14 protein-coding genes and 1 pseudogene are annotated in these 17,661 nt (G+C 68.4%); 11 read left to right on the top strand and 4 right to left on the bottom strand.

Annotated features, from left to right (window positions below; all coding sequences use genetic code 11):
* Position 1: 1 nt before the first annotated feature.
* The gene (locus ACLJK8_RS10510; RefSeq protein WP_413150207.1) at positions 2 to 1,933 is read right to left on the bottom strand and encodes an autotransporter assembly complex protein TamA; all 1,932 of its coding nucleotides are present in this window, start codon (positions 1,931 to 1,933) and stop codon (positions 2 to 4) included.
* Positions 1,934 to 2,181: 248 nt separating this feature from the next.
* Here ACLJK8_RS10510 and rfbB point away from each other — a divergent pair, with 248 nt between their 5' ends.
* The 3 genes from rfbB to rfbA are packed head-to-tail and all read left to right on the top strand — an operon-like array spanning position 2,182 to position 4,981.
* On the top strand, positions 2,182 to 3,231 hold the full coding sequence (gene rfbB, locus ACLJK8_RS10505) for a dTDP-glucose 4,6-dehydratase (protein WP_413150205.1): 1,050 nt from the start codon (positions 2,182 to 2,184) through the stop codon (positions 3,229 to 3,231).
* Positions 3,231 to 4,106, top strand: a complete 876-nt coding sequence (gene rfbD, locus ACLJK8_RS10500; RefSeq protein WP_413150203.1) for a dTDP-4-dehydrorhamnose reductase — start codon at positions 3,231 to 3,233, stop codon at positions 4,104 to 4,106. Before rfbB ends, rfbD begins: the two co-directional genes overlap by 1 nt.
* Positions 4,103 to 4,981, top strand: a complete 879-nt coding sequence (gene rfbA / locus ACLJK8_RS10495) for a glucose-1-phosphate thymidylyltransferase RfbA (RefSeq protein ID WP_413150201.1) — start codon at positions 4,103 to 4,105, stop codon at positions 4,979 to 4,981. The genes rfbD and rfbA overlap by 4 nt, the downstream gene beginning before the upstream one ends.
* A 60-nt stretch (positions 4,982 to 5,041) precedes the next feature.
* On the opposite strand, the gene msrB is transcribed toward rfbA, so the two are convergent.
* The gene (gene msrB / locus ACLJK8_RS10490; RefSeq protein ID WP_413150200.1) at positions 5,042 to 5,449 is read right to left on the bottom strand and encodes a peptide-methionine (R)-S-oxide reductase MsrB; all 408 of its coding nucleotides are present in this window, start codon (positions 5,447 to 5,449) and stop codon (positions 5,042 to 5,044) included.
* Between the two features lie 257 nt (positions 5,450 to 5,706).
* A complete protein-coding gene (locus ACLJK8_RS10485) occupies positions 5,707 to 7,413 on the bottom strand; it encodes a bifunctional sulfate adenylyltransferase/adenylylsulfate kinase (protein WP_413150198.1) in 1,707 nt (568 codons plus the stop codon).
* A 202-nt stretch (positions 7,414 to 7,615) separates the two neighbouring features.
* Here ACLJK8_RS10485 and ACLJK8_RS10480 point away from each other — a divergent pair, with 202 nt between their 5' ends.
* The 3 genes from ACLJK8_RS10480 to ACLJK8_RS10470 all read left to right on the top strand — a co-directional run bounded on the left by ACLJK8_RS10480 (position 7,616) and on the right by ACLJK8_RS10470 (position 11,189).
* Positions 7,616 to 8,113, top strand: coding sequence for a DinB family protein (locus tag ACLJK8_RS10480; protein WP_413150196.1), 498 nt, complete (start codon positions 7,616 to 7,618; stop codon positions 8,111 to 8,113).
* Between the two features lie 372 nt (positions 8,114 to 8,485).
* Complete coding sequence (locus ACLJK8_RS10475) at positions 8,486 to 9,880, top strand: cryptochrome/photolyase family protein (RefSeq protein ID WP_413150194.1); 1,395 nt, start codon at positions 8,486 to 8,488, stop codon at positions 9,878 to 9,880.
* Between the two features lie 100 nt (positions 9,881 to 9,980).
* Positions 9,981 to 11,189: a class I SAM-dependent methyltransferase gene (locus ACLJK8_RS10470; RefSeq protein WP_413150191.1), complete on the top strand. Its 1,209-nt coding sequence runs from the start codon at positions 9,981 to 9,983 to the stop codon at positions 11,187 to 11,189.
* Here ACLJK8_RS10470 and ACLJK8_RS10465 read toward each other — a convergent pair.
* Positions 11,158 to 11,964, bottom strand: a complete 807-nt coding sequence (locus tag ACLJK8_RS10465) for a hypothetical protein (RefSeq protein ID WP_413150189.1) — start codon at positions 11,962 to 11,964, stop codon at positions 11,158 to 11,160. The genes ACLJK8_RS10470 and ACLJK8_RS10465 overlap by 32 nt on opposite strands.
* Positions 11,965 to 12,079: 115 nt before the next feature.
* Between ACLJK8_RS10465 and ACLJK8_RS10460 the strand changes: the two genes are divergently transcribed.
* The 5 genes and pseudogenes from ACLJK8_RS10460 to rpmA all read left to right on the top strand — a co-directional run bounded on the left by ACLJK8_RS10460 (position 12,080) and on the right by rpmA (position 17,657).
* On the top strand, positions 12,080 to 13,240 hold the full coding sequence (locus tag ACLJK8_RS10460) for an NUDIX domain-containing protein (RefSeq protein WP_413150187.1): 1,161 nt from the start codon (positions 12,080 to 12,082) through the stop codon (positions 13,238 to 13,240).
* A gap of 58 nt (positions 13,241 to 13,298) precedes the next feature.
* Positions 13,299 to 14,336: a cysteine synthase A gene (locus tag ACLJK8_RS10455; protein WP_413150185.1), complete on the top strand. Its 1,038-nt coding sequence runs from the start codon at positions 13,299 to 13,301 to the stop codon at positions 14,334 to 14,336.
* Positions 14,320 to 16,797 carry a DUF3772 domain-containing protein gene (locus ACLJK8_RS10450; protein WP_413150183.1) on the top strand — a complete coding sequence of 826 codons (2,478 nt, stop codon included), beginning with the start codon at positions 14,320 to 14,322 and terminating at the stop codon, positions 16,795 to 16,797. The genes ACLJK8_RS10455 and ACLJK8_RS10450 overlap by 17 nt, the downstream gene beginning before the upstream one ends.
* A 199-nt stretch (positions 16,798 to 16,996) precedes the next feature.
* Positions 16,997 to 17,368 (top strand): annotated as a pseudogene (gene rplU / locus ACLJK8_RS10445) (50S ribosomal protein L21); the annotation flags it as partial.
* A 19-nt stretch (positions 17,369 to 17,387) separates the two neighbouring features.
* A complete protein-coding gene (rpmA, locus tag ACLJK8_RS10440) occupies positions 17,388 to 17,657 on the top strand; it encodes a 50S ribosomal protein L27 (protein ID WP_413150182.1) in 270 nt (89 codons plus the stop codon).
* Positions 17,658 to 17,661 lie beyond the last annotated feature (4 nt).

The following is a 17,661-nucleotide window of genomic DNA, read 5'->3' as shown; positions in this document are numbered from 1 at the left end:
ATCAGAAGGCCTGGCCAATGCCGATGTAGAGCGCGACGGCGGAATCGCCCGCATCCGCGTTCAGCGGGGTCGCGACATCGACGCGAAGCGGGCCGATCGGACTGTAGTAGCGAACGCCGCCGCCGACACCGACCCTGGTATCGTTTTCGCCGGCGAAGCGCGGATTGGCGGCGACGAAGCCGAAATCGGCGAAGGCGACGGCGCCGAAGCTCTCGGTGACGCGGTAGCGCGCCTCGGCCGAGCCCTCGAAGAGCCCGCGGCCGCCGATCGTGCCGTCCTCGCCGTCGACGGTGGTCTGGACGCCGATCGAGCGATACTCGTAGCCGCGAACCGAACCGCCGCCACCGGCGAAGAACAGGAGGTCGGGCGGGCTTTCGGAAGCGCCCGGGCCATAGTAGCTGCCGATCTTCACCCGCCCGGCGAAGACGAGGGTGTCAAGCCCGACGAGCGAATAGTAATAGCGCCCCTCCAGCGTCCCCCGTAGCGCCGGATTGCCGTATTCGACCTCGTAGAAGGGCTGGAGCATCGCCGAGACGTAGTAGCCCCGCGTCGCGTCGAGCGGGTCGTTGCGGATGTCGTAGGCGAGATTGCCGAGCGCGCCCAGCGTGAAGAACTCGCGCGTGCCGTAGATGTCCTCGAACCGCGCCCGCGAGAAGGTCGCCGCGATGTCGCCGGTCAGCCGGTCGCCGAACATCTGCGAGACGCCGATGGTGCCGCTGAGCGAGGTCTCGCGATAGTTATCGTAGTCGAGCTGTTTCGCGGTCAGCCCGGTCACGAAGCTCGTATCAGGCTTGTAGATGCCTGGCTTCGTGAAGGTGACGCCGACGTTGTAGTCGTAATTGGCCGGGTCGAGCTCTTCGAGCAGGCCCGAGATGCTGGCGTCGAAGCGCAGCCGCTCGGCCTTGCCCCAGAGATTGCGATGCATCCAGTAGGCTTCGAGGCCGAGCCCGTCGATGGTCGAATAGGTGCCGCCGAAGCCGAGCGTGCGCGGCTTGCGGTCCTCGACCGCCACGGTCATCGGCAGGCTGCCGTCGGGCAGGATCTCGTCGGCCTCGTTGATCCTGAGCGAGCGGAAGATGCCGAGCCGCCCGAGCCGGGCCTGCGCCCGGGCGATCTCGGCGGTGCTGAACCGGTGTCCCTCGGGCAGATCCGTCATGAAGCGGATGAACTCGGGATCGGTCCGCGTCGCCCCCTCGACCGAGGTCGGGCCATAGCGCGCCTCGCGGCCGGGATCGAAGGTCAGCGCCACGTCGAGTTCGCGCTCGGGGTGGTTGGCCAGGACCTCGCGGCCGGATTCCGCCGCCTTCGCATGGCCGCGCAGCCGCCAATGCGCGACGGCGAGCTGCGAGACCTCGCCGATCGCGCCCGCCTCGGCGATCTCACCCGACTGGAATCCGAGCTCGGACCGCGCCGCGACGCGCTGGCGCCGGCTGTCGACCAGCGGCGGCGGATTCACGATCGAGAGCTGGCCGAACTCGAAGGGCGGGCCGGTGTCGACATTGATCTCCACCGGCACCTCGGCGGGAAGGTCGATGGCGAGCGTCAGATCGGCCGCTTCCTGCCCGGCGACCAGGATGCTGATGGCCGGGCCGTAGTAGCCGGCGTCGTAGAGGGCGGCGAGGATGCGACGATAATCGGCCTTGGCGCGCGAGATCAGTCCCGCCCGGCCCGAGGCGGGTTCCTCGCGATTCGCATAGAGCGCGGAGGCGTTCTCGATCGCGTCCTGAAGGTCGGTGTCGCCGGTGACGTTGAGTTCCGCCGTATAATCGAGCGGATCGATCACTTCGACGCGGTTCGGGTCCTCTTCCTCCTCGCCCCAGAGGTGGATGCCGAAAAGCGAGAAGGCGGCGGCGGGGGTGGCGGGCGCGATCACCGCGGCGCCCATGAGGAATCCGGCGACGATGCCGCCACGGCGCGACGGGGCCTTGAACACTCCCTGCCTCCTGCTCTCACAACAGTTTCTTGTTGGGGCGCTACACTAATGGAATCGCCCGGTGCCTCAACCCTAACGCGGTTCGGGCGGGTCTGGTTTCGCTTGACCTTTGCAATTCGGCAACGCCGCCCGTGTATCCGGCGTGTTCACCTCCGGGACCGGCGGTGCTTGCACAGCGGTTGATACGGAGGCATGTTCGCCCCGCGCGGCGGGGCGTGATCCGCCGGGTTGTGAGTATGGAGTAAGTCATGAAGTTGCTGGTGACCGGCGGCGCGGGATTCATCGGATCGGCTGTCGTGCGCAAGGCCATCGCCGACGGACACGCGGTCGTCAATGTCGATGCGCTGACCTACGCGGCCAATCCCGCCAATCTCGACGAAGTCGCGGGGAACGACCGTTACGCCTTCGAACAGGTCGATATCCGTGATCGGGCAGAACTCGACCGGGTCTTCGCGACGCATGAGCCCGACGCGGTGATGCATCTCGCGGCCGAGAGCCATGTCGACCGCTCGATCGACGGTCCGGCGGATTTCATCGACACCAATATCGTCGGCACCTACACGCTGCTCGAGGCGGCGCGGGCCTATCACGGCGGCGGGCATGGGCGCGGGCGCGATTTCCGCTTTCATCACATCTCGACCGACGAGGTTTTCGGCACGCTGGGCGAGACCGGGCTTTTCAGCGAGACGACACCCTATTCGCCGAACTCGCCCTATTCGGCCTCGAAGGCCGCGAGCGATCATCTGGTCCGTGCCTGGGGCGAGACCTACGGTCTTCCGGTCGTGCTCTCGAACTGCTCGAACAACTACGGGCCGTATCACTTTCCCGAGAAGCTGATCCCGGTGGTGATCCTGAACGCGCTCGCCGGGCGCGAGATCCCAGTCTATGGCCAGGGGATCAACGTGCGCGACTGGCTCTATGTCGAGGATCACGCGGCGGCGCTCCTGACCGTGGTTACGAAGGGGAGGCTCGGCGAGAGCTACAATATCGGCGGCGACGCGGAGGCCACGAATATCGACATCGTGCGCCGGATCTGCGCGCTCATGGACGAGATGAACCCGACGGGTGCGCCGCACGACCGGCTCATCACCTTCGTGAAGGATCGCCCGGGCCACGATCTGCGCTATGCGATCGACGCCTCGAAGATCCGGGCGGAACTGGGCTGGGAGCCCTCGGTCACGCTCGACGAGGGGCTGCGGCGAACTGTGGCCTGGTATCTCGAGAACCGGCCGTGGTGGCAGGCGATCCAGGAGCGTGGCCACAAGCTCGAACGCCTGGGCCTGAAGGCGGCGGGCTGATGCGGGCGCTGGTCTTCGGCACGACCGGGCAGGTCGCCCGGGAACTCGCGCTGACCGCCGCCGGCGTGGAGTTGACCGCGCTTGGCCGCGCGGAGGTGGATCTGGCCGACGCGGCCGCCTGCGCCGCCGCCGTGGCGGGCGGAGAGGCCGATGTCGTCATCAACGCCGCCGCCTATACCGCCGTCGATCAGGCCGAGGACGAACCGACGCTCGCACAGGCGATCAATGGCGCGGCTCCCGGCGCGATGGCCCGCGCGGCGGCGGCTAAGGGCGTGCCCTTCCTGCATGTCTCGACCGACTATGTCTTCGACGGCGCCCCCGGCCGGCCCTGGCGCGAGGATGATCCGACCGGTCCGCTCGGCGCCTATGGCACGAGCAAGCGGGCGGGCGAGGAAGCGGTGCTCGCAGCCGGCGGGGACGCCGTGATCCTCAGGACGGCCTGGGTCTTTTCGAGCCACGGCAGGAATTTCGTCAAGACGATGCTGGGCGTCGGCCGGGGCCGCGACGAGATGCGCGTCGTCGGCGACCAGCAGGGCGGCCCCACGCCCGCGCGCGACATCGCCGAGGCGCTCTGGACCATCGCCCGCGCGCGCCTGGCGCGGCGGGGTACGCCCGGCATCTATCATTTCGCCGGCGCGCCCGCCGTGAGCTGGGCCGAATTCGCCGAGGCGGTCTTCGCGGAAAGCGGCTGGGCCGATCAGCCGCGCGTCACCGCGATCGCCACGGCCGACTGGCCGACCCGGGCACGGCGCCCGGCCAATTCCGTGCTCGACTGCGGCGCGATCTCGCGCGCCTTCGGCATCGCCCAGCCGGACTGGCGCGCCGGTCTCGCCCGTGTCGTCGCCGAACTCTCCAAGGAAGAAGCCCAATCATGACCACCCGCAAGGGCATCGTTCTCGCCGGCGGCTCCGGCACCCGGCTCTACCCGATCACGCATTCGCTCTCGAAGCAGCTTCTGCCGATCTACGACAAGCCGATGATCTACTATCCGCTGTCGGTGCTGATGCTGGCGGGGCTGCGCGAGATCGCGATCATCACCACCCCGGCCGATCAGGAGCAGTTCAAGCGTCTGCTCCACGACGGGTCGCAGTGGAACATGAAATTCACCTATGTCACGCAGCCGAAGCCCGAGGGCCTGGCGCAGGCCTATCTGCTGACAGAGGACTTCCTCGGCGGCGCCGCCTCGACCATGGTGCTCGGCGACAACATCTTCTTCGGCCACGGCCTGCCCGATCTCCTGCGCGCCGCCGCCGCGCGGCCCGCGGGCGGCACGGTCTTCGGCTACCGCGTGTCTGACCCCGAGCGGTACGGCGTCGTCGATTTCGACGCCGAGGGCCGGGTGCTCTCGATCGAGGAAAAGCCGGAGACGCCGCGGTCGAACTTCGCGGTGACGGGGATCTACGTCCTTGATGGAACCGCGCCCGAACGCGCGGCGCGGGTGAAGCCCAGCGTACGGGGTGAACTGGAGATCACCGAACTCCTGAATTCCTACCGCGCCGAAGGGCTTCTCAATGTCGAACGCATGGGCCGGGGCTATGCCTGGCTCGACACCGGCACCCATGCGAGCCTGATCGAGGCGGGGAACTTCGTGCGCACCATCGAGGACCGGCAGAACCTGAAGATGGGCTGCCCGGAGGAAATCGCCTTCGCCCAGGGCTGGATCACGGCGGACGAGCTTCGCGCGCTCGCCGCGCCCTATCTCAAGACGGAATACGGCCGGTACCTTGTCCGCGTCGCGGACGGCGGCTGAGCCGAGCGCTTGTCTGGATGACCCGGCCGCGGAGCGGGGTCATCCGGGCATCGCCGGCTGTCAGGTCGGCTCGAAGTTCATCGCCACGCCGTTGATGCAGTAGCGCAGGCCTGTCGGCGGCGGGCCATCGGGGAAGACATGCCCGAGGTGGCTGCCACAGGTCGCGCAATGCACCTCGGTCCGCACCATGCCGAGGCTCCGGTCGGTCTCGGTCTCGACCGAGCCCTCGATCGGCTCGTTGAAGCTCGGCCAGCCGGTGCCGCTCTCGAACTTCCCCTTGCCCTCGAACAGCGGCTCGCCGCAGCCGGCGCAGGCGAAGGTCCCGGGACGCTTCTCGGCGAGAAGCGCGCAGCTGCCCGGGCGCTCGGTGCCGTGACCGCGCATGACTGCGAATTGTTCAGGCGTCAGGATCCGCCGCCATTCCTCGTCGCTGTGGCTGACCTTGTAGGTTTTGGCTTCCGTCGCCATCCCGTGCTCCCTTTGCATTCTGTCCCTCGAAATGTCGGGGAAAACCCTTCGGATTCAAGAGGCGAAACGCGGCCGTCACTCCGGCGCGACGCCCGCGTCCGCCAAAGTTCCCCGTCGAGGCGATTTCGGCGGCGAAGCAACGGCGACCGAACCCCCGGAGGATCGGGACACCGCCAGCCTCCGAGGCCGGCCCCTGAAACGCAAAACGCCCCGCCGTCGAGGCGGGGCGTTCATCTTCATCGCGGGATCGAGCGGACTCAGCCGCGGATGAGGCCCATGTTCTCGAGCTTCAGGATCACCTGCTGCGCGCAGTAGTCGATGTCGTTCATCTCGGTCTCGAGCCGGACCTCGGGGTCCTTCGGCTCCTCATAGGGGTCGGAGATCCCGGTGAATTCCTTGATCTTGCCTTCGCGGGCCAGCTTGTAGAGGCCCTTGCGGTCGCGCCGCTCGCATTCCTCGATCGAGGTCGCGACATGGACTTCGAGGAAGGCGCCGTAGCTCTCGACCATCTCGCGCACCGCCGCGCGAGTCGCCAAATAGGGGGCGATCGGCGCGCAGATGGCGATACCGCCGTTCTTGGTGATCTCCGAGGCGACATAGCCGATGCGGCGGATGTTGATGTCGCGGTGCTCCTTCGAGAAGCCGAGTTCGGAGGAGAGATGCTTGCGCACGAGATCGCCGTCGAGCAGCGTCACCGGCCGCCCGCCCATTTCCATGAGCTTGACCATGAGCGCGTTGCCGATCGTCGACTTTCCCGAACCGGAGAAGCCGGTGAAGAAGACCGTGAAGCCCTGTTCCGCGCGCGGGGGCTTCGAGCGGCGGAGTTCCTCGACCACGGCGGGGAAGGAGAACCAGTCGGGGATGTCGAGCCCCTCGCGCAGGCGGCGGCGCAGCTCGGTGCCGGAGATGTCGAGAATGGTCGCGCCTTCCTCGACCTCGTCGCGGGGCTCGTACTGGGCGCGCTCCTGGACGTAGACCATCTGCTTGAAGTCGACCATCTGGATGCCGATCTCGGCCTCGTACTTCCGGAACAGGTCCTGGGCGTCGTAGGGACCGTAGAAGTCCTTGCCCTCGCTATTCTTGCCGGGGCCGGCGTGGTCGCGGCCGACGATCATGTGCGTGCAGCCGTGGTTGCGGCGGATGAGGCCGTGCCAGACCGCCTCGCGCGGGCCGCCCATGCGCATCGCGAGATTGAGCAACGACAGCGTGGTGGTCGAGGCCGGATACTGGTCGAGCACAGCCTCGTAGCAGCGCACGCGGGTGAAGTGGTCGATGTCGCCCGGCTTCGTCATGCCGACGACCGGGTGGATGAGCAGGTTCGCCTCCGCCTCGCGCGCGGCGCGGAACGTCAGTTCCTGATGGGCGCGATGCAGCGGGTTCCGGGTCTGGAACGCGACGATCTTGCGCCAGCCCAGCTTGCGGAAGAAGGCGCGCAGCTCGTTCGGCGTGTTCCGCCGCGACTTGAAGTCGTAATGCACCGGCTGCTGGATGCCGGTGATCGGGCCGCCGAGATAGACCGAACCGGCCTTGTGGTGCAGGTAGTTCACCGCCGGATGGGCGATGTCGTCGGCGCCGAACACCAGCTCGGCCTCGACGGACTTGTTCGGGACCCATTTGTCGGTCACCGACATGATGCCGAGGATCACGCCCTCGGCGTCGCGGAGCGCGATGTCCTGACCGGGCTCGACCTTCTCGGCGAAGGCCTCGGAGACGTCGAGGTTGATCGGCATCGGCCAGAGCGTGCCGTCGGCCAGACGCATGTCCTTGACCACGCCGTCGTAGTCCGCCTCGGTCAGGAACCCCTTCAGCGGGTGGAAGCCGCCGTTCATCAGAAGTTCGAGGTCGCAGACCTGACGAGCGGTGAGGTCCCAGGAGACCAGCTCGCCCGCCTCGTGCTTCAGCTTCGCAGCGCTGTCGTAGGAGACAAAGAGCTCGGGAATGGGGGCGAGATTGGGGGCGGACATCGAAATACCCTTGTACTGATTCGACACGGTGGGGTGTTATCAGCGCGGCGCGGAAGCGTCAAAGCGCGACGGCGGCCGGATTGCGAATTTATGCCGCGGCGCAGCAAAGGTGTGGCCACGATGGCGTGATCGGGCCGGGAACGGCCGCGTTCCGGGCCGGATCGCACGGGAACGGGTCGCTTGCGAGGTGGAGGGAGAGGTCATGATCGAACCGGGCTATGTTCTCACGATGGCCGAGTACAACGCCGAGATGAACCGGCGCGTCTACGGCGCCGCGGCCCGGCTTCCGGACGCGGAGCGCCGGGCGGACCGGGGCGTGTTCTGGGCATCGATCCACGGCACGCTGTCGCATGTCCTGTGGGCGGACGAGATGTGGCTCTCGCGCTTCGCGGGCTGGGGCAGGCCGGCGGGGAAGCATGGCGGGAGCGACCGTCATGTCGAGGATTTCTCGGATCTGCGCCTGCGGCGGGAGGCCTTCGACGCGGATCTTCTCGGCTGGGCGCGGGCCCTGAGGCCGGAGGATCTCGCGGGCGATCTCGTCTGGAGGAGCGGCCTCATGGAGCGCGAGATGTCGACGCCGCGCGCGATCTGCGTGATCCATCTCTTCAACCATCAGACCCATCACCGGGGTCAGGTCCACGCGCTCCTGACGCGCGCGGGGGAGGACACCGGCGCGACGGACCTGCCGTTCATCCTCTGAACCTCGGCCACGCCGGGCGAAGCGGGGACGACGTTCGTTCCGCGCCGTTGCTGGTGAAGGCTGGCCGTTGGGGGTTGGGCCGCTGCCCGGTCTTCCGGTATCGCGGCCGTTCGTAAAGCCGGATGTTCCGTTCCACCAGCGCGTCGGTTGGTTCTCGCATCACCGTTCTCAACCTCGGGTCGGTACGGCGGATTGACCAAGCCTCAACGCATCTGTCTGATCGATGCCGGAAGGGCCCGGGGTGCCGTTTCGATGACAGTTCGGTTGTTGGAGACGTTGTTCCGGCATGTCCAGGCCGAGGATCAACGGTCCCCTCCGTGGCTTGAGCAAACTTCGAGCGGAACCAGCGGGCCCGGCGCCGGTTGACGGCGCATGACCGATCCACGCCCGCGCATCTTCTGGTTCCGCCGCGACCTCAGGCTCGGCGACAACGACGGGCTGACCGCCGCCGCCGACGGCGGGCCGGTCGTCCCCGTCTTCGTGCTCGATCCCGAGACGGAGGCGATCGGGGCGGCGGCGAAATGGCGGCTCGGCCAGTCCGTCGCGGACCTCAGGGCGCGGTTGCGCGAAGCGGGGCGCGACCTGATCCTGCGCCGGGGCGCGGCGGGCGACGTGCTCCGCGCGCTCGCGAAGGAGACCGGCGCCGGCGCGGTTCACTGGAGCCGGTGCTACGAGCCGGAGGTCGCCCGCCGCGACGAGGCGATCAGCGCGGCTCTCGAAAGCGACGGGGTGGCTGCGGTCACGCATCGGGGCTTCCTGTTGCGCGAACCCTGGGAGATCGAGACCAGGGCCGGCGGGCATTTCAAGGTCTTCACGGCCTTCGCGAAGGCCGCTGCCGGGGGCGCGCCGGATTGCCTTCCGCCGCCCCGGCTCCGCGCGCCGCGGACCTGGCCGGACACGGAGGCGCTGGGCGACTGGGCGCTGGGCGCTTCGATGAACCGGGGCGCGGCGGTGGTGGCGCGATACGCGACCGTGGGGGAGGTCCGCGCGCTCGACCGGCTCGACGCCTTCCTCGATGGGCCGATCCGCGATTACGCGCGTGATCGCGACCGTCCGGACCGCGACGGGACCTCGGGGCTTTCGGAGAACCTGACCTATGGCGAGATCTCGCCGCGCCGGATCTGGCACGCGGCGGAACGCGCTTCGGGGGGAGCGGCGGCGTTCCGCCGCGAACTGCTCTGGCGCGAGTTCGCCTGGCACCTTCTGTGGCACACGCCGCATATCGCAACGCGGAACTGGCGCGATGACTGGGACGCCTTCCGCTGGCGGCGCGACAACAAGGAGGCCGAGGCCTGGCGGCGCGGCATGACCGGCGAGCCGATGGTCGACGCGGGGATGCGGGAGATGTACGTCACCGGCCGGATGCACAACCGGGTCCGGATGATCGTCGCGAGCTATCTGACGAAGAACCTGCTCACGCACTGGAAGGTCGGGCTCGACTGGTTCGCCGATTGCCTGACCGACTGGGACCCCGCGTCCAACGCGCTCAACTGGCAATGGGTCGCGGGCTCGGGCCCCGACGCGGCGCCGTTCTTCCGGATCTTCAATCCCCGCTCGCAGGCGGAGAAGTTCGATCCGGACGGAGAATACCGCCGCCGCTACATCACGCGCGCGGGACAATCGGGCCGCCCGGCACTCGATTTCTTCGACGCCGTTCCGCGATCCTGGAAGCTCGACCCGGATCGGGAGCCGCCAGAGCCGCTGGCCGACCTCGCGGCGACACGACGGCGCGCGCTCGACGCCTATGAGGCGGTCCGACGGAGTTGAAGCCTCGGAGGTGAAGCTTCCTCGCGGTAACGTTCACGAATTGTTGCAGACTTGTAAAATAGGTGCCAAGTTTTCCTCATTGGACATGGGTTGGTGTGCGATGCGGGTGATAACCGAACTGAAGGGCCAGAAGGATCTTCCCCCCTGGTTCGCCGCCTCGTTCGAGGTGCTGAAGGGAATCGAGCTTGGGCGCATTGATATCGCCCTGCCGGATGGCCGGGTCTTCCGGGTCGAGGGCGGCGAGGGGCCGACCGCGCGTCTCGACATCCGGAACCCGGAGCTTTTCGCACGGGTCGCGCGCGAGGGCGAACTCGGCTTCTGCGAGGCCTATCTCGACGGATGGTGGGATACCCCGGATCTTCAGCTGCTGCTCGACGTGCTGCTGTCGAGCCAGAACTGGGTGAGGCGGAATCACCCCTTCGCGATGCTGGTGCGGGCTTACGCGCGCGCGCGCCACTGGATGAACCGGAACACGCGCGACCAGGCACGCCGGAACATCTCCCATCACTACGATCTCGGGAACCAGTTCTACGGCCGCTGGCTCGACGAGACGATGACCTATTCCTCGGCGATCTTCGAGACCCCCGAGGAGCGGCTCGCCGAGGCGCAGCGGCGCAAGTATGCGAGCGTCTGCGACCGGATCGGCGTGCGTCCGGGGTCCGAACTGCTCGAGATCGGCTGCGGCTGGGGTGGTTTCGCGGAATACGCGGCGAAGGAACGCGGCGCGAAGGTCCGGGGCCTCACGATCAGCCGGGAACAGCACGATTTCGCCAGAGAGCGGATGTTCCGCCAGGGGCTGAACGAGCAGGTCGAGATCGTCCTGCGCGATTATCGCGACGAGCGGGACCGCTTCGACGGCGTGGCCTCGATCGAGATGTTCGAGGCGGTTGGCGAGAAATACTGGCCGGTCTATTTCGACGCCGTGCGGGAACGCCTGCGGCCGGGCGCGCAGGCCACGCTCCAGGTGATCACGGTGGCGGATTCGCTCTTTCCGACCTATCGCAAGACCGTCGATTTCATCCAGAAGTACATCTTTCCGGGCGGAATGCTGCCGAGCCCCTCGGCGCTGCGCTCCGAGATCGAGCGCGCGGGGTTGCGTTTCGTCGGCTCGGTCGAATTCGGCCAGAGCTATTCGGAGACGCTGCGCCGCTGGCATGCGACCTTCGAGAACGCCTGGGAGGAGATCCGCCCGCTCGGGTTCGACGAGCGGTTCCGGCGCATGTGGACGCTCTATCTCACCGCCTGCGCCGCTTCCTTCCGGGGCGGCCAGACGGATGTCACCCAGGTGACGATGGCCCGGACGGCATGATGTCGAGCGGCCCGCCCTCGTCGAGCGTCAGCACGAGGCAGGGGCCGTCCGGGTCGATCACCGGGGCATGACGTTCGCCGGGCCGGGACAGGATCAGGTCGCCGCGCCCGAAGCTGAGCCCGGAACCGGGTCCGACGCCGCGCACGCCTTCGCAGAGCCGCCCGCGCAGGATCAGCGCGGCCGCGGGGCTCCTGTGCTCATGTTCCGGTAGCGCCACGCCGGGGTCGCAGTGGAAGAGACGCAGCGTGCCCGGGCCGGTGATCGGGATATCGACGACGAAGACGCCTTCGCCGAGTGCCTGCCATCCCGGCGCGCTGACCGCCGAGCCGAGCCTGCCCCTGAGACAGCGCGGCAGAGCGTCGAACGCGGCGCAGCCGGTCGCGGGAGGGCTGGCCGCGCTCGCCCGTTCCGCTTCCGCCCTTTCCGATCCCACTCGTTCCGATCCCGCTCGTTCCGCGTCCGCCCCGCTGGTCTCCGACTGATCGAGGTCCGGTTGGTCGGGGTCCGGCCGATCGGAGTTCGGTGGACTGCGATCCGCCGGGTTGGTCTCCGCCTGCTCGATCCGCGAGAGGATCTTGCCGAGATCGGGCTTCGCGCAGCACCCCGGCGCCGGTTCGGTCAGGAGCGCGCCCCCCAGCGCCTCGAGGCGGTCGAGGTGGTCGCGGCAGCGCGGGCAGAACGTCAGGTGCCCGGCGACGATGAGGCACATCCCGTCGGCAAGCGAGCCATCGGCGTAGCTGGCGAGAACCTCGGCGGGTACATGCCCCCTGTTCATGGCAGACCTTGTTCATCCTCTCGTGGCACTGCTACGAGCCAGACAGCGTTTCGGATCACCGTCTTCCTGGCGAGTGAACCGAAGTTCAACGGAAGGCAACGGGTTCTTAGGTAGGATGCGCGAGGTATTTCTGTCCGAGCCAGTGTGCGATCCGCGGCTCTTCGCCGCGGTCACCGGTGGCATCACTGGGGGCATCACGGGGGGCATCGGCGGGGGCACCGATCCCGGAGAGCGCATCGCCGCGACGCTCGGCGATCATGCGATCGCCGCGGCGCGGGATGGCATAGGGCTGGCGCCGACCCGGCGGCCGGGGGCGCACGCGCGAGGTTTCGTCCTCGACCTCGACCGGCCCGCGCGGGAGCGGCTCGACTTTTTCATGGCGGCGATCGGCGCCGCGCCGCTGGTCGCGGGCGTCCAGGCGGAGGGGCGGCGCCGGATCGTCGACACCTATGTCCTGCCCGCCGCCGCCGCGAGCCGCGACTGGACGCGGGCGGACTGGGACGGCGAATGGCATGATCTGGTCTGCGAGGCGGCCGAGGAGATCGCGCGGCTGAGGGGCCGGCACGCCGCGGCGGACATGCCCGCGCTCCTGCCCGGCATCGCGTTCCGCGCGCTCGCCCGTGCCCGGGGACGCGCGCGGCGCACGCCCGTGACGCTCCGCTCCGAATTCGGCCCGGGCGATGTCGAAGTGCTGAGCCGCGATCCGGTCTACACGAACTATTTCGCCGTCGAGGAATACGCGCTCCGGTTCCGCCGCTACGACGGCGGCTTCTCGCCCGTCGTCGATCGCGCGGTCTTCGTGAGCGGCGATGCCGTCACCGTGCTGCCCTACGATCCGAAGCGCGACCTCGTGATGCTGGTCGAGCAGTTCCGCTCCGGACCCCTCGGCCGGGGAGACCCCAATCCCTGGTGCCTCGAAGTGATCGCAGGGCGGTGCGATCCGATGGAAACCCCCGAGGCGACCGCTCGGCGCGAGGCGAGCGAGGAAGCCGGGCTGACGCTCGGTCGGATCGAGCGGATCGGCTCCTACTATTCCTCGGTCGGCGTGCTGGCGGAACATCTCGAGGCCTATGTCGGCGAGGCGGATCTGTCGGAGGCGGGCGGCACCTTCGGACTCGACAGCGAGGCCGAGGACATCCGGAGCCTAGTCGTGCCGCTCCGGACCGCGCTCGACGCCGTCGCCAACGGAGAAGTGAGCAACGCGCCTGCCATCATCGCGCTTTTGTGGCTGGAGAAGCATGCCGGGCGGCTCCGGCGGGACTGGGGCGCCGCTTGAAGCGCGGGGTCCGAGCGGGTAAGCGGGGCTGATCGTGACCAGTGCGCCGAGGTTGGCAATGAAGACCGCGTTGGATTTGGCTCAGGCCGTGGGTGACACGCCGCTCATCCGGCTCCGCAAGGCGTCCGAACTGACGGGCTGCGAGATCCTCGGGAAGGCCGAGTTCATGAATCCGGGCCAGTCGGTCAAGGACCGCGCCGCGCTCTGGATCATCCGCGACGCCGTCGCGCGCGGCGAACTTCGGCCCGGAGGCACGATCGTCGAGGGAACGGCGGGCAATACCGGGATCGGCCTGGCGCTTCTCGGCTCCTCGATGGGCTACCGGACGGTGATCGTGATCCCCGAGACGCAGACGCAGGAAAAGAAGGACATGCTGCGCCTCGCCGGCGCGACGCTGGTCGAGGTTCCGGCGAAGCCCTATCGCGACCCCAACAACTACGTGCGCTATTCCGGCCGTCTCGCTGAGGAAATCGCCAGGAGCGATCCGAACGGCGCGGTCTGGGCGAACCAGTTCGACAATGTCGCTAACCGCCGCGCGCATGTCGAAAGCACGGCGCCCGAGATCTGGGACCAGACCGGCGGCGTGGTCGACGGCTTCATCTGCGCGGTCGGTTCCGGCGGAACGCTCGCGGGCGTCGCCGAGGGGCTGCGCGCGCGCAAGCCCGACGTGAGGATCGGCCTCGCCGATCCCGACGGCGCGGCGCTCTACAACTATTACCAGCATGGCGAGCTGAAGGCCGAGGGGAGCTCGATCACCGAGGGGATCGGCCAGGGGCGGATCACGGCCAATCTCGAAGGGCTGACCGTCGACATGGCCTACAACATCCACGACGACGAGGCGGTGAGCACCGTCTTCGACCTGCTGAGCGAGGAGGGCCTCTGCATGGGTTCCTCGACGGGGATCAACGTCGCGGGCGCGATGCGCATGGCGCGCGACATGGGCCCGGGACATACGATCGTGACCGTGCTCTGCGACTACGGCACGCGCTATCAGTCGAAACTGTTCAACCCCGACTTCCTCCGGAGCAAGAACCTGCCGGTTCCGGAATGGCTGGAGGCGGCGAGGAGCGATATTCCGGATGTTCAGGTGGCCTGACACGATCGGGCGACTGGGGTTCACCGGACGGATCATCGTCGGGGCAGTCTTGCTCGCGGCGCTGGTCTGGCTCGCCGGTCCGGCATTCGTCCAGACGATCACCCCGTCGGCCTCCGAGGAGACCGCGGCCGGGGCGGAGTCCGAGACGACGCCGACCGCCGAGGGGAATTTCGACGCGCGCCTCGGGAACGTCGCCGCGGCCGCGCGGGTCCTGCTGGCGTCGCCGGACGCGGACAGCCAGTCCGTCGAGCAGCTGCGCGAGGAACTCCTCGCGCTGCGCGGCGAGGTGAGCGAGACGATCCGCCGGGCGCAGAGCGTCTATGACCAGGCGAACGGGCGGCTGAAGGCGCTCGAACCCGCGCCCGCCGATGGCGCGGAGGAGCCGCCCGAACTCGCCCAGCATCGCGAGACGCTCGCCGCCGCCGCCGCCCAGGCGCAGGTTCCGCTGCTGCGCGCCCAGGAAGCGGCGAGCGAGATAGATACGCTGGTGACCCAGATCGACGAGGAGGTCTGGCGGCGGCTTTCCGTCGAGCTCCGCGCCATGGGGCCGAGTCCGCTCTTCCCGCGCAACTGGGGCGAGGCGCTGGAGGAATTCGGCCAGATCCAGCACGAGCTTCGCCGGTCCGCCGAGGCAGCGCTCACCTGGGACAGCGACACGGCCTCGACCGTGACGCGCACCGTGCCGCGCAGCCTGGCAGTGATCGTCTTCGGCATCGCCATCATCGTGAGCCTGCGGTCCCGGCTCACGAACTGGACCGAACGGTCGCTGAAACGGGCGAGGGGCGCGCGGATGATCGCCTGGCTCGTCGCGCTCCGCAACATCATCCGGCTTCTGGTGCCCGCGGTCGGGGCTGTGCTCCTTTTCGCCGCGCTCGATCCGGAACTGCTGCTCGGCTCCGATTCGATCCGCATCTACAACCTGCCGCGGTTCGTGCTGGTCGGGATCGGCGCCGGCTGGCTCGCGAGCAGCGTCTTCGCGCCGCGTCTTCCGGCGTTCCGCCTCGTGCACCTCGACAACGCCGGGGCGCGACGGGGCGCGCGGCTCATCTACCTCCTGGGGGGCGTGCTCGGCTGGCACTATCTCGTCATCGACAGCCTGTCGGGCTGGCAACTGAGCCCGGCGGCGAACAGCGTGCTGCATTTCCCGGTCACGCTGATCGGCGGCTGGGGGCTCTGGCGCATCTCCGGGCTTCTGGCCGAGATCCAGGCGAATATCAAACTGCGCGACGAGGCGCTGCCACCCGAGGAACGGACCAGCGCCCTCACGCTCAGGCTCGTGAGCTTCCTGGAGCGCGCGGTCTGGCTCATCGGGATCGGCGCTCCGGCGCTGGCGGCGACCGGCTTCTTCGCCGCCTCGCAGGCCACGCTCTACCCGATGATCCTGACGCTCGGGCTCGTCGGGGCCGCGATCGTGCTCTTCGACCTGATGAGCAAGACGCTGCGCGGCTTCCTGTCGCTGCCCGACACCGCGCCCGACCGCGGGCTCGGGCCCGTCATCCTCGTGGCCCTGTTGCTCATCGTCGCGGCCCCGCTTCTCGCGCTCACATGGGGTGCGCGGCCCTCCGACCTCGCGAGCGTCTGGCTCTGGCTGCGGGAGGGAGGCACGCTCGGCGGCGTTCACCTTTCGCTCGGCATCGTCCTCACCTTCACGGCGGTCTTCCTGATCGGCGTCGCGATCACGCGCGCGACGCAATCCGTGCTCGTGAGCTCGGTCCTGCCGCGCACCCGGCTCGACGTGGGCGGCAAGACCGCGCTGACCTCGGGCATCGGCTATCTCGGCTACGCCGTCGCGACGCTGGTGGCGATCTCGGCGACCGGGCTCGATCTCTCCAGCATCGCGATCGTCGCCGGCGCGCTCTCGGTCGGGATCGGCTTCGGGCTGCAGACAATCGTCTCGAACTTCGTCTCCGGCATCATCCTTCTGGTGGAGCGTCCGGTGAAGGAGGGCGACTGGATCGAGGTCGGCACTTTCGCGGGCTACGTCCGGCGCATCTCGGTCCGCGCGACCCAGATCGAGACCTTCGACCGGGCGAGCGTGATCCTGCCCAATTCGGACCTGATCTCGGGGACGGTGCTCAATCGCACCCATACCGGCATGGTCGGCCGGATCGAGGTCCCGGTCAGCGTGACCTACGACGCCGACGCGGAGGCCGTCGCGGCCATGCTGCTCGAGATCGCCGAGGATCATCCGCTTGGCGTCCGCGATCCGGCGCCCGTCGTGCTGCTCATGAATCTCGGGCCCGACACGATGGATTTCGAGATCCGCGTCTGGCTCCGCGACGTGAATTTCGCGCTGACGGCGCGGTCGGATATCAATTTCGCCGTGGTCGACCGGCTCCGGCGCGAGAACATCCGCGTCCGACCCTACGGCCGCGAGTTCCCCCAGGCGGAGGGGGGCGCCGTCGCGGCGTCTTCGAACGCAGCGATCTCCAGCGCCGCGACTTCCAACGTGGAAGCCTGACGCCGAAGCTTGACGCCAGAGCTTGACGCCAGAGCTTGACAGGCCACGCGAGTTTCGCGATAGACGCCTCTCCCGGGCCCTCGATGGGTGGCGGGAGGTATGGCTTTGTGAAAGCGCAGTTCGAGGCGCGGGACCGATGGGCTCCGCGAAACGCCGGCGAAGCCGGGGCCACAGGACGCGGGATACGAAGGAGACGCGAATGTTCGCGGTGGTGAAGACTGGCGGCAAGCAATACAAGGTCGCCAAGAACGATGTCTTTCTGGTCGAGAAGCTCTCGGCCGAGGCCGGCGAGACGGTCGAGTTCAACGAAGTGCTCGTGCTCGGCGGCGAGTCCGTGACGATCGGCGCCCCGCTCGTGGAAGGCGCGATCGTGAAGGCCGAGGTGCTGGAGCAGACCAAGGGTCCGAAGGTGATCTCCTTCGTCAAGCGGCGGCGCAAGCATTCGTCGCAGCGCACCCGCGGGCACCGGCAGCAGCTCACCCGCGTGCGGATCACCGAGATCCTCGCCTCGGGCCAGGGAAGGTCCGGTGAGGAAAAGTCGGGCGAGGACAAGAACGGCGCCGACGCGGCCGAGTGAGGAGTAGGGTTCGATGGCACATAAAAAGGCAGGCGGCTCGTCCCGGAACGGCCGCGACAGCAAGGGACGTCGGCTCGGCGTCAAGAAGTTCGGTGGCGAGCGCGTCATTCCCGGCAACATCGTGGTCCGCCAGCGCGGCACGAAGTGGTGGCCGGGCGCGGGTGTCGGCCTCGGCCGGGACCACACGATCTTCGCCGTGACCGAGGGAACCGTCACCTTTCACAAGGGGTTGAAGGGGCGTACCTTCGTATCGGTGCTTCCGGTGGCGGAGGCCGCCGAGTAAGCCG

Origin of the sequence: Amaricoccus sp. W119 (assembly GCF_047275745.1) — a bacterium.
Classification (GTDB): domain Bacteria; phylum Pseudomonadota; class Alphaproteobacteria; order Rhodobacterales; family Rhodobacteraceae; genus Amaricoccus.
This window is presented reverse-complemented; position numbering and strand designations above follow the sequence as displayed.

Excerpts from the sequence above, each read along its gene's own strand:
- ACLJK8_RS10470 (WP_413150191.1), top strand. The coding sequence starts at position 9,981 with ATGCGGGTGATAACCGAACTGAAGGGCCAGAAGGATCTTCCCCCCTGG.
- ACLJK8_RS10460 (WP_413150187.1), top strand. The coding sequence starts at position 12,080 with ATGCGCGAGGTATTTCTGTCCGAGCCAGTGTGCGATCCGCGGCTCTTC.
- rpmA (WP_413150182.1), top strand. The coding sequence starts at position 17,388 with ATGGCACATAAAAAGGCAGGCGGCTCGTCCCGGAACGGCCGCGACAGC.
- ACLJK8_RS10480 (WP_413150196.1), top strand. The coding sequence starts at position 7,616 with ATGATCGAACCGGGCTATGTTCTCACGATGGCCGAGTACAACGCCGAG.
- rfbD (WP_413150203.1), top strand. The coding sequence starts at position 3,231 with ATGCGGGCGCTGGTCTTCGGCACGACCGGGCAGGTCGCCCGGGAACTC.
- ACLJK8_RS10465 (WP_413150189.1), bottom strand. The coding sequence starts at position 11,964 with ATGAACAGGGGGCATGTACCCGCCGAGGTTCTCGCCAGCTACGCCGAT.
- rfbA (WP_413150201.1), top strand. The coding sequence starts at position 4,103 with ATGACCACCCGCAAGGGCATCGTTCTCGCCGGCGGCTCCGGCACCCGG.
- ACLJK8_RS10450 (WP_413150183.1), top strand. The coding sequence starts at position 14,320 with ATGTTCAGGTGGCCTGACACGATCGGGCGACTGGGGTTCACCGGACGG.
- rfbB (WP_413150205.1), top strand. The coding sequence starts at position 2,182 with ATGAAGTTGCTGGTGACCGGCGGCGCGGGATTCATCGGATCGGCTGTC.
- ACLJK8_RS10475 (WP_413150194.1), top strand. The coding sequence starts at position 8,486 with ATGACCGATCCACGCCCGCGCATCTTCTGGTTCCGCCGCGACCTCAGG.
- ACLJK8_RS10485 (WP_413150198.1), bottom strand. The coding sequence starts at position 7,413 with ATGTCCGCCCCCAATCTCGCCCCCATTCCCGAGCTCTTTGTCTCCTAC.
- ACLJK8_RS10455 (WP_413150185.1), top strand. The coding sequence starts at position 13,299 with ATGAAGACCGCGTTGGATTTGGCTCAGGCCGTGGGTGACACGCCGCTC.
- msrB (WP_413150200.1), bottom strand. The coding sequence starts at position 5,449 with ATGGCGACGGAAGCCAAAACCTACAAGGTCAGCCACAGCGACGAGGAA.